The 959-nt window shown below is 43.6% G+C and carries 1 protein-coding gene; it reads left to right on the forward strand.

Annotated features, from left to right (window positions below; all coding sequences use genetic code 11):
• Positions 1-17 precede the first annotated feature (17 nt).
• Positions 18-959, forward strand: a 942-nt coding sequence (locus ACFFGN_RS36125) for an IS4 family transposase (RefSeq protein WP_380056791.1), incomplete at its 3' end; no start/stop codon positions are given.

Consider the following 959-nt stretch of genomic DNA (forward strand, 5'->3'; position numbering starts at 1 on the left):
TGCATAACGGAAAATTCGTGTTCTCTCAGCTTTTAGATTTCCTTGATAAGGATATATTCCTCAGAATATCAAATAAATACAACGGAAATCGGTACGTCAAGTTTTTTACGTGCTGGAATCAGCTCGCAGTCTTGATGTTCGGTCAACTTTCCAACCGTGAAAGTCTTCGTGACCTTGCACTTGCTACGCAAGCGCTATCGCGTAAAGCCTTTCATCTCGGCTTTGGAAAGTATGCCACCAAAAGTAATCTCTCTAAGGCGAATAATGGCCGAGATTACCACATCTTTGAAGAGTTTGCATACCGTGTTATCGCAGAAGCCAGAGAATGTCGTGCAACTGATATCTTCAAGCTGAACGGACACGTTTATGCGTTTGATTCAACAACGATAGAGCTTTGCCTAAATGCATTCAAATGGGCCGTGTACAGAAAGAATCAGAGGAAAGGCGGTATCAAGGTTCATACTCTGTATGATATTGAAACATCGATTCCGACATTCTTCCACATAACGGAAGCCCGTGTGAATGATATGAGAGCCATGGATGCCATTCCATACGAGGAAAACTCGTTCTACATCTTCGACAGAGGATACAACGACTTCAAAAGGCTATATGCAATCGAATCAATCGGAGCTTATTTCGTGGTCAGAGGCAAGAAGAACAATGACTTCAGGCCCATGAAATGGAAGAGGCGCTTTCCGCCGGGTTCAGGTATCTTGTCTGATGCAATCGGCTATATGGATGGCCAACTGACCATGGGAAAGTATCCGGACAAGATCAGGAGAGTCATCTACTGGAATGAGGAAAGCAAGAGAAAGTTTATCTTCTTTACGAACGCCTTCTCAGAGGATGACAGGTTGGATATCAGTCCTGTGATGGTCGCTGAACTGTACCACAATCGATGGCAAATCGAGCTGTTCTTCAAATGGTTGAAGCAGCATCTCAAGATTAAAAAATTCTGG

It is taken from the genome of Kribbella deserti (assembly GCF_042434725.1).
Taxonomy (GTDB): Bacteria; Actinomycetota; Actinomycetes; order Propionibacteriales; family Kribbellaceae; genus Kribbella; species Kribbella deserti.